Origin of the sequence: Sphingobium sp. JAI105, from assembly GCF_015752145.1 — a bacterium.
GTDB classification, from domain to species: Bacteria; Pseudomonadota; Alphaproteobacteria; order Sphingomonadales; family Sphingomonadaceae; genus Sphingobium; species Sphingobium xenophagum.
This window is the reverse complement of sequence record NZ_JADOUC010000001.1, coordinates 148,368-164,054: the sequence shown is the minus strand read 5'-3', so window position 1 is coordinate 164,054 and position 15,687 is coordinate 148,368. Positions and strand designations below refer to the sequence as shown.

The following is a 15,687-nucleotide window of genomic DNA, read 5'->3' as shown; positions in this document are numbered from 1 at the left end:
TCAGGGAATCCACTTCCAGAAGAAGAGCTGAAGCCAGTTGCGCAGTCCGCGGGTCCATATCCAGAGATTGGACCGGCGGTCGATCGTCACCTTGGCAATGCCCTCCATGCCCGGACGCAGCGTCCGTGGCGCGCCGCTGTCCAGTTCTGCCTCGACCCGGAAGGTGTTCTTGCCTTCCTGCGTCCCGGTGACGGAGGAGATGCGGGTAACGACGAACGGCACGGTTCCCCCGGCAAGGCCGGTTGGGGCAAAGCGCCCCTTCTGCCCCGGCCGCAGATAGGTGATGTCAGCCTCCTCAACATGCAGGACGACGCGAAAATCGTCGAGCGGCGCGACCTCGAAGAGGATTTCGCCTTCCTTGACAGGGGTGCCGACGAGCTGGCTGACATCGCCGGAAACCAGTACGCCGGAAAGCGGCGCAAGAATATTCGTCCGCGCAAGCTTATATTCGATAAGGCGCAGTTGCGCTTCGGCCTGACGCAGTTTGGCGCCGTCGAGATTCATGTTCGACCGCTCGTGCTTGGCGAGCGATTCGCGATATTCCCGATCAAGCTGCTGCACTTCGCTCACCGAACGGGCATGATCGATCTGCAAATCCCGATCATCGAGCGTGGCGAGCAACTGGCCCTGTTTAACCACATCCCCTGCGCGGGCATGGGACTGGGCGATGAACCCGGAAAAGGGCACTGCGGCGGCACGTTGCACCCGCCCTTCCAGCGCAGCGTCGGCACTGACGCGGAACTGGGCAAGCGGTACGAGCAGGACCAGCAGCAACACCAGAGCGGCAACGCCAAGCGCCTTGGCAAGCGGACGGCGTGGGCCGAACAGGGCACGCGCCCCATCCATCATATGCCGCCGGGCACGGCCACCGAACCAGCGTTCCTCACGCAGTTTGAATGCCAGCAATTGCGCCGTCAGGCTCGCCACGCTCTGCGCGAACAGCAGGTCGCGGGGGGCGAAGGGCGCGCCGTCCGCATCGCGCTCCAGCGTGATGACGCCCACCGGCAGTCCGCGATCCAGCACCGGTACGGACGCGACCGCCATCAATCCGCCGCTGGCAGCCAGACGGACCTGTTGCAGCGTGATGAGACGGTTGCCCTCGGACGAGGGAACACTGAGTGTGACACCCTGATCCAGCGCTTCGTCCATCGCCGCCTCGATCGCTTCGGCGGTATCGGATTTCTTGCGAAACCATGCACCATGCGACATGGCGGCAAGCGAGACCTTGTCCTTGTAAACCTTGCCGAAACTGACCCGTGAACATTCAAGCGCGACGGCCAGAGCATTGCACAGGCTGACGGCGGACTCATCGAAACTCTCATGTTCTTCGACCGCGGCCAGCACATCCAGTGCGGCGATGGACGCGGCGTTTCGGTCGGCCTGTTCGTTGGCTTGATGCTGCCATACGATCGACAATATCCAGCCCACGCCCCAATGGAGTTCGCGCAATATCGGCTGCAATCGCTCCGCCGTGGCGCCCGCGATGACGAGCACGACCGCGCCATAGGTCCGCCCGCCCGCCGCGATGGGATAGGCGATGCCGGTATGCGCAGGATGATCGGGGTCATTTTCAACCACCGCCTGACCGCTGGTCAGGGTTTGCTCAGCCACTTTGCGCAAATGGGGAATATCCTGCGGCCCTGCTGGCCAGGAGGCAGCCGGAGCAAAGCTGTTCTCCTCCCCTTCCAGCACGACAAGGCCCGCAATCGCCCCTGGCGTACGCGCGCATTGCAGATCGAGCCAGGCGCGGCAGAACGCCCCGGCATCGCGCGCGCTGGCCATCGACGCCCATAGCCGGGCATCATCGGCCGGTTCGGATGTGGAGGGCATGGCTCTCAACTTATCATGGCCCCTGAAATTATCGCCCGGCTCATCATCTCGTGCCTTTGCCCCCATTGGCGAACCATGCTGAAGCCACCCCGATCGACGCAGAAAGCAAATCTACGCGCCATCAGCGTCCTACAACATCGACCTCAGGCGAGTTTGCCATATCTTGTTTCATAGTCACGCACGAGTTGCGAGAGCGCCTCGCTCAACCGCTTGGCGGCAAAGGGGCTGAGGATGATCCGATGTTGCAGATCAACCTCCAGTTCCGCGGGCGTAGTGCTGGGCTGGTCCCAATTCTGGTTCACCCCGAAATTGAGCACCACTTCCTCCCGCGTGCTGGTGGCGTTGCACATGTTGCAATAGCTGCTTTTGACATTGGCACTGTTGAACCGAAGCTTCTGCTGGCGCGGCGCGGCCTGTCCCTTGGCCGTCGCGGTCTTGTCATTCATTCGCTTTTCTCCAGTTCGCCCGAAGGCCCTTCACTTGTACGCATGGCATCCCTGCGGCGCTTGTCGCCCGCCTTCTCTCTCGGCTGGTTGAGACCGGGAATGAGAATGGGGAGGAAATCATCAGTCGTGGAACATGCAGGGCTATCGCCATTGTCGAGCAGGAAGCGCGACAGCCATGTCGCGCACTGATCATCCGCGTCCGTCATCGCGGCCATCATCCGGCTGGCAACCGGCTGCGCGTTCATGTTGATTTTCGGCTGTGCGGGCGCGGCCCCGGCGACAGCCGCTGCCATGACGGCGTCATCCACCGGGGCCGACGCTGTCGGCACTGGCGCAACGGGCGCTGGTGTCGACGCCGGGGATGGTGGCGTGTCGGAACCTGTTGCCGGGGCTGGAGCAGTGGCGTCGGACTGATCCTGCTTTTTGCCGTCCATCCCCACTTCATACCATGCCGAATCCGTCGCTCGAATATCTTGCGCCCAGCGATCCACCGCATCGTAAAATCCGTAGGTGATCGGACCGAAATCGGCGGGGAGCACGACCTGCGATTGCCACAATGGCGCTGGTTTGACCGGGATGGATTCGATGTCCGGCAGCAGCGGGTTCGCCAATGGGCGATGGTCGCGAATGTCAGCGACCAGCGCAGGCGGCGCGTCGCCCCATGCCGCAAAGCCCTTGTCGATGTTCAGCGCCACGCGTGTCGCCAGCCACAGATCCGCCATGGTCTGGCGACGATCCGCATTGGCATCCCCATAATAGCCGACCAGTTGCAGCGCCTGATCATCCTCGGTTACGGAAGGCGCAGCGGCGTTGATCGCCTCAACCTTCACTTCCAGCACTTCGCTCGACCCGTAAGGAGCCGTGTCAGGCACGGTCGCATCCAGGCTGAGTATCCAGCGGTCGCCCGCAGAGATCGGCGTATCGCTGCTGACGCTGATCCGGGCCAGACGCTTGCCGCCAGCGGCCGCCTCCGTCACGAAGCCGAGGCTCGCGCCCGCAGGCAGATCAGCGCCCGGCAACACGCCATCGACCCGCAACAGGGCGGGATCGTACAAGACCGTGAATGTTATGGTCTTGACGCCGCCCTGGCTGGCGAAGCTGACTTTCAGCCCGGCATTATCGGCAAGCGGCACGTCCACATGCTCACCCGGCCCGCGCATGAAGTCGGGCAGGCGCGCGCTGCCCGCCATGGACTGGCTGAAGGTCAGGCGCGTGCGATAGACGCCACCGACCAGGCCGTTATTATCGCCGTCCAGCACCGAACCATCCGCGCTGATGAATGCACCGTCAGCAATGACCAGATCATAGCTGCCATATTGCAGCGGCTTGCCGTCGGCGCGCGTGAGCGTGAAGCCCAGCCCGTCCGTCGCGAGGCCGAGCGTGAGTGCGAGCGAATTGCCGCTGCCGTCGGTGAGTTGCACCGCCTGGCTGCCCGCCAGAGCATCCAGCGGTTCGGAAACACGCACGACCAGCCCGCCATCGGTAAAGCCCGCCTGCGTCAACCGCAGCAATGGCGGATCATTGACGACGACGCCGAGCGGTGTCGCCGAGAAGCTGCCATCGTCATTGCGCAAGCGCGCGCTGACCAGGAAATTGCCGTCCTCTGCGTAGATGTGGCTTGCAGCAGTAGCGCTGCCTTCCACCGATGTGGGCGTCGTGCCATCACCCCAGTCGATGACCCATTCGATCGGCCGGTCGTCGCCCGGATCGCTCGAACCCAGCGCGATCGTATAGGTTTTGCCGGTCAATATCGTGGTCAGGCCAAACACGCTGAGGACCGGCGCGACATCGGCCACGGCGACGTTGAAGCTCTGTTCCGCCTGCGCGCCATGGGGGTCGGTCACGCGGACGGTAAAGGCCGCCTCCGCCCCGCCGTCGGCAGGGCGCCAGTTCAGCAGCCCGCCAGCCGTCAGCGTCGCGCCCGCTGGTCCGGAGACGAGCGAGAATAGCAGGTCGCCAGTCGCATCATCGGCATCGCTGGCGACAAGCTGCAACGAAAGCATGCTGCCTTCATTCACCGTGACCGGGCCAACAGCCGCCAGCACCGGCGCGACGTTCGTGACTTCGATGTTGAAGCCCGTTTCCGCAAACGCCCCCAGCGGATCGGTCACGCGAACCACGACCGGCTGAGCGCCAAGCCCGGCGGCTGTCCAGCTGAACTGGCCATCGCTCGTCACGCTTGCGCCTGCCGGACCGCTGACCAGCGAATAGACGAGTTGCGCTGCGCCATGGTTGCTGTCAGCGGCCGCAAGCGTGATCGCGACATTGCCGCCCGTCTGTACCGAGCGATCGGCAATCGGCGCGAAAATAGGCGCGGGGTTGGAGACCTGGACCGCAAAGCTGCGCTCGGCAATCAGCCCGCCGGTATCCGTGACGCGCACTGTCACGGTCTGGGAGCCGGTTCCGGTCGCGACCCATCGCAATTCGCCCGTGGGTGACAGCGTTGCGCCGCTTGGACCAGCGATCAATGTATAGGTCAGGTCCGCCGCCGCATCCTCGGTATCGCTGGCGACCAGCTGCAACGAAAGCATGCTGCCTTCATTCACGGCGACCGGGCCGACATCGGCCAGCACCGGCGCGACGTTCGTGACTTCGATGTTGAAGCCCGTCTCCGCCGATGCGCCCAGCGGATCGGTCACGCGAACCACGACCGGCTGGCTGCCCAGCCCGGCGGCTGTCCAGCTGAACTGGCCATCGCTCGTCACGCTTGCGCCTGCCGGACCGCTGACCAGCGAATAGACGAGCTGGGCTGCGCCATGGTTGCTGTCGGTGGCCGAAAGCGTGATCGCGACAGTGCCGCCTGTCGATACCGAGCGATCGGCGATCGGCGCGAATATAGGCGCAGGGTTGGAGACCTGGATCGCAAAGCTGCGCTCGGCAATCAGCCCGCCGGTATCCGTGACGCGCACTGTCACGGTCTGGGAGCCGGGATTGCCCGCCTGCCAGCTGAACAGGCCGCTGGCCGATATGGCCGCTCCATCGGGGCCGCTCACCAGCGAATAGGTCAGCGCTTCGGCGACATCCTCATTGTCGCTGGCCGTGATCGGCAGGATCAGGAGCTTGCCGCTTTCAACCGCGACATCGCCAAGGACAGGCAGCGTCGGTGCGGTGTTGCCGATGACCGGCACGACATTCAGGGCGAAACTCCGCTGGTCGAACGCGCCTTTGGGATCGGTCACGCGGACCGTCACCTGACGGGGGCCGCTTCCGGTCGCTACCCATCGCAATTCGCCGGCAGGCGATAGCGTCGCGCCGCTTGGGCCAGCGATCAGCGTATAAGTCAGATCCGCCGCGACATCATCATCATCGCTTGCGGCCAGTTGGAGCGTGAACAGCGATCCCGCATTGACATCCCGATCCGGCAGGGCGGCAAAGACAGGTGCTTCGTTGCCCGGCGCGACGACGGTGATCGCAAAACTGCGTTCGGCAATTCCACCGTCGCTGTCAGTGACGCGCACGGTGAAATTCTCGATGCCCGGCAGACCCGCTGTCCAGCTCAACAGGCCCGACGGGTTGACGCTGGCACCGGCTGGGCCGGAGACGAGCGCGTAGGTCAGGCCCGATGCGACATCCTCTACGTCGCTTCCCAGCAGATTGAGCGTGACGAAGCTGCCCTGTACCGCGCTGCGATCCTGCACCACGGCCAGTTCCGGCAGATCGTTCACCGCGTTCACGGTGATGGAGACACTGGCCGACACCGGCGCGCTCAGCCCGTCGGTGATGCTGTAGGTGAAGCTGTCCGCTCCCGCGAAATTCGCATCCGGGCGATAGATCCACGCTCCGCCCGTCACGGTCGGCGGGATCAGCGTGCCATTTGCCGGGCCGCTCAGGATCGCAATGCTCAGCAGATCGCCATCGGCGTCGCTGTCATTGGCCAGAAGATCGACGAGTATGTCCTGATCTTCATCGCCGCTGCCGCTGTCATTGGTTGCGACTGGCACGTTATTCGCCACCGCGACGAACGCGACATTGTCGATGGTCACGCGGCTGTCTAGGTCACCCATCGCAATCAGGTCGAACGAGAGCAACGCGCCGTTGCCGCGGTCGACCCCTGCAAGCGAAACGGTCACCGTCGCGCTGCCCGTCAATGGATTGCCGGTCACGGTCACGCCGGGAGCAAGGTAGAGCGACCCATCAGCCTGAAGGTTGAGCAGGGCGTCGGACAGGTCCAGCCCGTCCAGATCGCCCAGCAGCGACTGGCCCGTGACCGGATCAAGCAGCGCCACTTCAAAGGCATCGGGCGGCAGCGCACTGTTCGACCCCAGCACCGCAGACCGGATCTGGAAACTGATTTCCGTTGCGCCATTTGGCAGGACGAACTTCTGGTTGAGCGAGGACAGGAAACGGCTGTCCTCGGCAAGGACGCCCACTCCGCTGGACACGACGCCGCCACCCACTGGCGACCAGCCCGTCGCCGTACCAAAATCGCCATTCTGGAACGGCGCGGTCGCTGGCGTCCCTGAAGGCAGCAAGGCGAACGGCGCACCAACCACGACAACCGGCACCGAACTGCCTGTCCCAGTCAACGTAACGGTGCGAACGGCACCCGCGACTGGCGCTGCGACCGGCACGACCGGCAGATCGGCCAGGCCGGGCAAGCGCCGCTCGCCAAGGCCCAGCGCTTCATTCATCACCCGGCCAATGGTCGTGGTCGGCAATTCCGACAGGCCAAGTTCATGCCCCATTTCATGGATGAGCACGGTGAGCAGGTCGTAGCGGCCTGCCGCCGCGCTACCGTCGATCGCGAGCATCCGTCCGCCCGACGTCAGGAACTCGCTCGATCCGTCCGGCGTAATATCGATGAACCAGCCATGCCCGGCACCATCCGCATCAATGGTGATGACATGGCCCGAATGAACCGCCAGCGCCGCACCCTGATGATCGGTCACGGCAAATTCAAGGTCGGCCAATTTCTGCGCATCGCTGTCGCTGATCCCCGCTGCGATCCACGCAAGGCGCGCGTCATCGACGAGGCTGGCCAATTGTTCCAGCGTGACGGCCGGAGCGGCGGGCGTGATCGCGACCCCTTCGGCCGCGACCTGCGGCGAACCGGGCATGACCCCGTTGATCGCGGCGACCGTCGTAAAGCGCAGATCGTCGAGCAGGTAGATCTGGCTGACGGCCGTGCCCAGATCCTTGGCAGCATCGGTGATCGCATCGATGAACGCCGCGTCTTCCAGATCCTGCTTGTCTTCCTCGGTCGGCGCCATGTTTTCATGGGTGATGGTGATGGTCGCCGAACGGCCCTTATATTCGTCGGGAACGATGACGGAGAATTCGCTGGACGTGAACATGCCGGTGCCCAGATCGACCTGACGCGCGCCCTCTTCCTGATTGGCGACCAGCGCATCGATGGTGGGCAGCCCCGCTCCTTCGAACCGCACGCGGATCTTCGCGCCAGGTTGCAGCATATATGGCTTGTAGATCTTGAAGGTCAGATAGGGCTGGTCCTTGGGCACATAGACGAAATTGTGGGTGATCGAATCCAGACCCGGCAGGATACGCCGTGTCTCCATCTTGATCGCTTCCCAGATGTCGCCATCGGGCAGGAAGGAGTCGATGATCTTTGTGAGCGCCGCGCTGGCCCCCATGATCAGCGAATAATTGTCCTGGTTGGGGAACAGCTTGTCGAAGCCGTTTTCGATTGCGTTGGAGACATAGGCTTTCAGCCGCTCCAGACCCGCTTCATCCTTCGTATCGGCACCCAGCGACATCGTCACGCCGGTGCTTTCGACCAGCGTGTTCAGACCATCGTTCAGCGCTTCCGTCGCAATACCGGCGGCCTTGAATACCTTGTTGGTCGCCTTGAAATATTTGTTGACCATGTCGATTTTCTTGCCGGCATCGAAACCGGCCCAGCCGATAACCTTGGCCGCCAGCTTCGCTTCGACAAAGTTCAGCGTCGGCAGCTTGAAATTGCCGATCGTAATCTGGTTGGCCAGGTTGACCTGACTGTCGAAAAAGTCCTCCCAGATCTTGACCAGTACCTTCTTGACCAGTGCCTGGGGATTGGTGTTGACCATGAACAGCGCGGCGACATCGATGTTGCCGATGGCGTCGGCGTCGGGCAGGCCGAGCAGGTCGAGCTTGAACCCCTGCCCGCCATGAAATGCGAAGCCTGGAATTTCGTAGGAAATCGGGAAGCGCCCGGCATCGTCATCCAGTTCGCCGGTCGCAATGCGTTCCAGATGGACGTTGAGGGATTCGCGCGTGCCCTGTTCGAAATTGCCGTTGAAGATGCTCTGGACGGCAGAACCACCGGGATTGGGCGCTTCGCTATTGTCGGTGGTGACGTCCACCTCGCCGCCGCTGATAATCGGCCGGAAGTCCGCCCCGCCGCCTGCGACGGAATAGAACCAGCCGGTGCCGACGCCGTCGGTGATGTTGAAATGGGTCGTGGACGTCGTATTGCCGGTGACCATCTGGTTCGCCGCACCGATCCGCACCGACATGCTGGGGCTGGTGACCTTGGCCGGATCGACAAAGTACCAAGGTTCCATATTCCATTGATCGAGCGAGGGTATGCCGAATACTTTGGGCCGGATGCCATCGTCGGTGATGCGCCGATAGATATCCAGACCCTGGAACTTGGTCATGTTGGTGTCGATCGTACCGGCATACCATTGCCAGACGCGGCTATGCGGGCCGCCTGCCCCCAATCCGGCGAAATCGTCCAGATTGAAACCGGATACACCCGGCACCACGCCACCCAGATAGCGGGATATATCCGTCGGGCCGATGTCGCGCCCGTTGGGCGTCGCCGTCGTGAAGGTCTGCGACGCCGCATCCTGATAATAATTGTCGCTGAAACTGACGTTCGACCACAATTTGACGTCGGGATCGAGGAAATCGCCGAACTTCACGGGATCAAGCTGTATGCCCAATGTCTGCGCCAGATCCTGGAACTTCTGGATACGGAACGCCATCTTGGCGGCACCTGCCGCTTCGACCATGCCCTTGCCGACGCCGCCCAGGATCGCGCCCGTCGCGACCAGTGTCAGGCCACCGGAGCCGACCGCCGAACCGACAGCCCCCACCGCGGTAGCGACCGACCGCACGGCAAGCGCCAGCGATTTGAAGCTGCTATAGGCCTTGGCAATGTTGAGCAGGGTGTTGACCGGAATATCCAGCGAATCCTGCACGAAATCATGCGGATCAAGCGTGGTCATGTGAATGCCGCTCGTGACCCGGCCATAATAGCCCAGGCGCTGGATGATCTCGCTATTGACCACCGTGCCGCGCGAATGGCCGATGAAATGCAATGGCGAACTGAGCAACGTGTTGTTCGATTCAGCGTCCAGATCCATGAGCGCGGCGAACAGCGAGTCGGCGGCAGCTTCGGAGAAGCCCGCTTCGGCATGGGCGGATTCGCGGACCCAATCGGAAATCAGCACGACAGGCTTGCCCGCATAGGCGGCCAGCATATCACCGGTGACAACCCTGGTCGGGTCGCTCATGTCCACCCAGGTGCCTTTATTCTTGTCATAGAGCAGGACGATACCGCCCCCGCCCAGACGTGAAATCATCTCCCCCATTTCCTGGAACGCGGCAGGCTGGTGGAAGGAATCATTGTCGGTCCAGATGCCGTCCAACTGGAATCCGTGGGTCAGGACGGTCACGCCGTTGAAGGTGCCGGCTGGCGCCTGATCGGGCAGAACCGTAAACTGCCGGAAATCACGAATTCCAAATTCGGTTGAACGCACGCCCCAGAAATAGGTCTGCCCGCCGGTCAGAACCCGCGCAAACTCCGGATCGAAGGTCAGTTCAAACTTGCCGGGCGGCAGTTCCCCGTCCGACACCACTTCGCCGCTTGCCAGAACCCGCCATTTGCCCGATTCCAGATTCACCTTGGTGAAGATGCGGCTGGGATGCTTGTCGGCACCCTGCCAGTCGGGCTGTTGCAGCACGCCCCGTTCACGGATGGGATCGTCGGGCCACAACCCGTCACCGGGCGCCAGCGAACTGAGATAGAAGCTGGTCTTCATCACTGATCCGGCTGGCATCAGTGTCGGATCAAATTCCCATTTGAACGTCAGAGGCGGCGGATTGTCGCCGTGAATATCCAGTTCGGTCGTCGTAGTGATCAGGTTGAGCGCCTGGATCGCATTGAGCGCCAGCCCGCGGCCATGACGGGTGACATCCACGGCACCTTGTCCGGTGGATTCATTATAGATGTCGAACGGATAGTTGGGATTGTCGATCGCCTTGTCCTGGAATTCGACCAGCAGCTTGTCGAAATCGCTACGCTTGGCGATGTCGCGGACCTTGTTGATGTCCATGATGACGATGTTACCGGCACCCCGGTAATTGGCATAAAGCTTGGTGCCGGAACTATCGACGCGCAGTTCTTCCAGGAACGCGAAGGGCACCGGCGTCGTCGCGCCGACAAGCTGGCGGTTGGGTCCGAAGGGGTCCTTGATCACAAGGATTTTGGAGCCGACCCGATAAAATTCGTCGACCAGCTGCGAATAATCGAGGTCGCGATACCAATAGAGTGTCGGGACGCCCCAATCGGCGACGAACATATATTCCAGGTCCGGCGTGACCGCGATGCCAGACGCATTATGGACGTTCAGGTCCGGCACCCGGCCAAGCGAAAACCGGCCTTCATCCGTGCTGCGCTTCTTGTCCACGCTGACGACCAGCCCGCCGATGGTGAACGGTTGTTCGAACACGCCGATTTCCTGACCCATGGTCAGGGTGCCGATCTGGGTAACGACATGCGTGCCGGCTGGCGTATATTCCAGCAATTTGGCGCCGCGATTGCGATCGCCACGGGCAACGAACACCATCTTGTTCGGATCAACCGTCGGCTGGATATCGAACACTTCGATACCCGACGCCACCTTGTCGACGACCGTACGCCAGCCATGAATATTGGCCTCACCCTCGACAGGGCGCTGTTCTTCATTGACGTTGACGACCATGATCAGGCCGGGATCGCTGTTCTGATTGTTGATCCAGGGGCGCTGACCGAACATTTCGGAGACAGGCAGGCCGACATAGAGGCGGGTGCCGTCGGCGTTCAATGCCATGCTGGTAATATGGCCGAACTGTTCACCCCGGCTGGTGATTTCCATGTTCAGCGTATGTTGCGGATCGCCAACGACCTTAAGATAATTGTCCCGGCCCGGATCGATGTTGATGACATAGACCTTGCCCAGCCCGGCCGCGTAGAGATAGCCATTCTCCGTATCGACCGCGAGCGCTGTGACAACGCCGCCTTCGACCTTGATGAAATCATCGTTGCTATTGGGGTTGAGGTCATATTGGCGCAGCGTCAGCGTGTCGATGACGGCAATGCCCTTTTCGGTCGCGACGAATGCCGCGCCGAGATCGCCGGTCACGACGATTTCCCTGACCGGCGCGCCCAGATCGATGCGCGCGATCAATTCGTCATTGGGCTGGGATTCTTCGAACGAGAGCTTGCGATCGATGATCTGAACGCCGTTCGCATCGCCGACAAAGGCATATCCCGCCTTATTGTTGATCTTGACGACCGCGCTTTCCACCAGTTCCGTGAAATCATTGGGTTCGCCGCTCGCCGAACCGAACGAGCCGACTGCCGGGCGCACGATCGTGACATCGCTGGCCCCCAGCAGGACAGTGGGCGGCGCAGTGAATTTGAGTTGCTGCACCCCGCCAACTTCGCCCGTTATCACTGCGTCGGATATGACGACGCGCTTTGATCCATGGGTCAGGACGACGCGGACATTGTCTCTCTTGGCGCTGATCGACCCGGCTTCGCCATCGATGAAGTCAAGGCCGGTTATCGTGACGGCCGTGCTCCCGTCATTGGCGACCAGCGTCGACACGCTGGAGACCACAGGGCCCTTGTCGGACTGGAAGGCTTGCGGCGGGAAGTTGGCGACGATCGTCTTGCCGTCGTTGAGTTCCGCTTGCGTGAATTCGGGCGACAGGTCGATACGGCGGACGGCTTCCTGGTCTTTCGCCAGATCGGCGTAAATCTGGATTTCCTTGAGCTGCGCAAACAATGGCAGCGCCACCGATCCAAGCGCGGCGCCAGCCAGACCCAGCGCGACCGTCGCGCCAGCCAGGCCACCAACGGCGGCAATGCCGATGGCGGGCGCAAATACCAGCGCATTGAGCGCCGTGAAGCCAACGTTCAGCCGCAGGATCGGCAGCGGCTTGGCCGCCCCCGCCACCAGGACGGACCCGCGCCTGCTGAGGCCTGGGAAGGGCGGCGATTTCGCCCGCGCCATCCCGTCGGCATCGATCACGCCTGAATCGATGACCGTCCAGACAGGGATAGTCTCGCCATTAGGGCCAAGCGGCAAATCAACGCTGGCGAAGAACCAGACCTGATCGCCAGCATTGCCCGCAACCGGCACGGCGATCTGCACGGTATCGTTGAATTCCGCGCCATCGACCTGAAGGTCGAACGCGCTCAGGAAATGAAATGCATCGGTCGCCGGCATGACGATGGGCAGTTCAGCCTCCGTCAGCGTATCGATCGTCACCGTGGCATTGCCGCTCAGCGCCCCTGGGCCAAAGGCGATCTGGACGCCGTCGGCATTCTGCACAATCGCGCCAGCAGCGCCGTTGACCGCGACATCGTCGCCAATGACCGGCGGTGCGACGGACACCATCACCCGGTCCTCGCTGAACCCGTTGATCACCGTGACAAAGGTCGATCCGGCACCCACGCCGCGCATCAGGCCGTTTTCATCCACGGTCACGATCGCGCTGTCGGCCGACACATAGACGGTCCCCGCCGCCGCCCCGTTGGCGAAGGTTTCCTCCGTCACGTCAAGGCTGGTGATGATCGCGCGCGAACCGCCATTGGGCAACAGGGTCACGCTGTCTGGATAGGCGTTGATGCCGTAAATCTGCGTCATCAACTCGCGCACGCTATTGGGATCGCCCACCGTCAGGGACGTGGCCGCCGCAATGTTGCCGCGTGAAACCTTCAGATAGGTGGCACCCTGGGCCAGAGCCAATAATGTCCCGTCCGATCCCAGACGCACGATGTCGGGATGGCCGACGCTCGCCGTCACATAGGAATAGGGGAGAGCAACATCGGCCTGATCGGCGAATTGACCGATAAGGGCCACGCCGCCGCTTTCGCCAGCAGCCGCAAAGGCAGGCTGGCGCTGCGCGAAATTCAACGACAGCAAGGCCGCGTCGGAAACATTGATGTCGATGACGCCTTCCGCCGAGCTGCCAAAGCCGTCATCGGCCGAAAAACGGATCGAAGCCGCGCCAGAATAGCCAGCGGTCGGCGTGAACAGGACGCCACGCCCGTCAGCGGCAAGAGCCGCCGATCCGCCGGTTGCCCCGACGACCCGGAAATAGAGACGGTCTCCATCGGGATCGGTCGCCAGCTTGGTCAGGTCGACATAGCGCTGCAAGTCGACATGGGTTTTTTCCGTCGGAATGGTGGGGGCGATCAGGGGCGACTGGTTCGCCCGGAACCCATAATTGGCAGCGACGATCTGCGTGTCGGTCGCGTTCGTCACGCCATCGCCACTGATGTCCGATCCGGCCAGGGCCGCGACCACGGCGGCGCTGTCCAGTCCGTCGACCTTCGCATCGCCATTAATGTCGCCCGCAGCGCGCATTTCGAAGGCGTAGGCGCCGCTGCCGGCAATCCGCAATTCGTGCAGGCCCGATGTGGACAACGCAAACAGGGTCACGACCTTGCCGCCCGCCTGCGCGCTGGCCAGGGGGGATAGCCCCGCAATCTGCGGCGTGACCGAACCTGTCGTCTCTACCCTCAGAATGACGAAGGCATTGGGCAATCCTTCCAGTTCGGTTTCACGCAGCGTGAAGGCGAAACTTGCAGCCCCGCCTGCGCCAAGATCGCCCGATATCGTCTGGCCGGTGAACTTTGCCGGAGTAGCCAGATCAGCGACAATCGCTTCGGTCGCGACTGTGCCGTCGGGAGCATAGACGATCCGCTTGCCAGTCCCAGACGATGGCACTTCGAGCGCCAGCCGCCCATCGACATAGCCGTAACGGATGCCAGCGCCGGTCACGAGGTCGCGCAATGCGGTCAGCCGGTTATCCTCGTCCCAGCTATAGATGCTGGCCTTGCCCGACGCATCGGTGACCTGGGTGACATTGCCGCGCGCATCCTGCAGGAAACGCAACGCATCGCCGCCCAGTGCGGTGACGCCGCTGTCGCCGATCAGCAGCTTGCCTTCCGCCTTCTGGATTTCGACCGTGCCGCGCTGGCTATCGAGGATGTAGATCGTGCCATCAGGCGCGCGCAGGGCGTAGTCCCGGTCGCCAAATGACGGCGAACCCGGATTATAGGCCGCCCCGCTATCCACATCGTAGAATTTGCCGCCAATCTTGCGAAGCTGCACATCGATCGAGCTGAACTGCCAGCCATGCGCGCCATCGGCTATCCAGGCGGGGCGGTAGAAAGTCTGTCCGCCAATAACCTCTTCGACAGGGTTGAAGGTAAAGCCCGCCCGCTCGCCAGTGGGCAGGGTCAGGAACAGCCGCGTGCCAATCTCGAACGCGGGCAGCGCGCCACCCGCATTGGGCTGGGTGCCGACGCTGGTCACAATATCGGCGTCGATCCCAAGGAACGTCCATTTGCCCGTGATACTGTCATAGGCGCGGACGAGATCGAACGGCACGCCGCCCAGCACGGTCGATATATCGACATGCTGCGTCGTATAGCGGGACAATTTGTCAGCGCCGGTGCGCAATTCGATCATCGCCGTGTCGACACTGGTGCGACCGGAAATGTCGGTAGCGGTCAACCGCAGACGATAGAATCCATCCGCCAGACTGCGCCCGTCAAGCGTCGCGAGCGTGCCTGTCAGATTGGAACCGCCTTCGCCCAGCAGGGTGACGTCGCCCTGCCCGTCGATCAGTTGCAGCGTCCAGCGGTCGAGATTGCTGTCGTCGACGGTCCCGGCAATCGCAAGGGTCGACGTAACGATAGCGTCATCGATCGCGCCGTCGAACAAGACGCTGGGCGCATTTTTGTCCAGCGGATCGCGGACCTTGAAGCTTTGCGTGATGGTCTTTTCACCACCATCTGCATCCCGCGCGGTGACGGTGAAGACATATTTGCCCGGCGCCCCGGCAACTACCGTCGCCCGACCATTGGCGTCGAGCAGCACGTCCTGACCGTCAAGCTGAACGCGCAGGGATGTGATGTCCGCCAGACTGTCGGCCACGGCATGGATCAGCACATTCTGGCCCGGCGCCGCCGGGAAACTGGGCGTCAGTTCCAGGCGGACGACGGGCGGCACCGGATCGATCGTCGCGCGCAGCAATATGGTCTGCCGGACCTTTGCCCGCCCGTCATCGGCGATCAGCGTGACGGCATAATCGCCCGCCTGGCCGGGACCGGGGGTCCAGACAAATTCGCCGGTGACAGTATTGAAGGTTGCCCCTTCGGGCAAATCCTCTGCGGAGAATGTCAGGA

General features: G+C 62.5%; 3 protein-coding genes (1 of these 3 cut by a window edge). All 3 read right to left on the bottom strand.

The annotated features are described in order from the left end of the window. A complete protein-coding gene (locus tag IWY39_RS00665) occupies positions 1-1,830 on the bottom strand; it encodes an HlyD family efflux transporter periplasmic adaptor subunit (RefSeq protein ID WP_107123560.1) in 1,830 nt (609 codons plus the stop codon). A gap of 143 nt (positions 1,831-1,973) precedes the next feature. Continuing rightward, positions 1,974-2,276 (bottom strand): DUF3467 domain-containing protein, encoded by a 303-nt coding sequence (locus IWY39_RS00660; protein WP_107123561.1) that lies wholly within the window; start codon positions 2,274-2,276, stop codon positions 1,974-1,976. Further along, positions 2,273-15,687, bottom strand: partial view of a putative Ig domain-containing protein gene (locus IWY39_RS00655; protein ID WP_231377473.1) — the 3' end only. It continues 23,659 nt past the right edge of the window; 13,415 of the gene's 37,074 nt are visible here — the last part of the coding sequence; its start codon lies beyond the right edge, outside the window; it ends in the stop codon at positions 2,273-2,275. Before IWY39_RS00655 ends, IWY39_RS00660 begins: the two co-directional genes overlap by 4 nt.